The sequence below is a fragment of the Bacillus cereus group sp. MYBK15-3 genome, assembly GCF_051916765.1.
GTDB lineage: Bacteria > Bacillota > Bacilli > Bacillales > Bacillaceae_G > Bacillus_A > Bacillus_A cereus.
The window spans coordinates 1-569 of record NZ_JBQAHG010000027.1 but is presented as its reverse complement, the minus strand read 5'-3'; the positions used below and the strand labels follow the sequence as shown (position 1 = coordinate 569).

Genomic DNA, 569 nt, shown 5'->3' with positions numbered 1-569 from the left:
CCTTTTTGGAGCCAGCCGCCTAAGGTGGGACAGATGATTGGGGTGAAGTCGTAACAAGGTAGCCGTATCGGAAGGTGCGGCTGGATCACCTCCTTTCTATGGAGAATTGATAAGCGCTGCTTATCAATATAAGTTTCCGTGTTTCGTTTTCGTTTAGTTTTGAGAGTTCAATTCAGTGTTGACTCTTAAATGAGGATATGATATAAATAAATCCTGCAATTTGTATGGGCCTATAGCTCAGCTGGTTAGAGCGCACGCCTGATAAGCGTGAGGTCGATGGTTCGAGTCCATTTAGGCCCACCATACATTTTGGGGCCTTAGCTCAGCTGGGAGAGCGCCTGCCTTGCACGCAGGAGGTCAGCGGTTCGATCCCGCTAGGCTCCACCAAAAAGCTATTTTAAATAGCAAATGGTATGTTCTTTGAAAACTAGATAACAGTGTAGCTCATATTTTTTAATTTTTAGTTTGGTTAAGTTAGAAAGGGCGCACGGTGGATGCCTTGACACTAGGAGTCGATGAAGGACGGGACTAACGCCGATATGCTTCGGGGAGCTGTAAGTAAGCTTTGA

The 569-nt window shown here is 45.9% G+C and carries 2 tRNA genes and 2 rRNA genes; all 4 read left to right on the top strand.

Annotation, left to right across the window (positions count from 1 at the left end):
* Nucleotides 1–96 (top strand): 16S ribosomal RNA (locus tag ACTFR8_RS30300); the annotation flags it as partial.
* 130 nt (nucleotides 97–226) lie between these two features.
* Nucleotides 227–303 (top strand) — tRNA-Ile (locus ACTFR8_RS30295).
* An 8-nt stretch (nucleotides 304–311) separates the two neighbouring features.
* Nucleotides 312–387, top strand: a tRNA-Ala gene (locus ACTFR8_RS30290).
* 80 nt (nucleotides 388–467) lie between these two features.
* A 23S ribosomal RNA gene (locus ACTFR8_RS30285) occupies nucleotides 468–569 on the top strand; the annotation flags it as partial.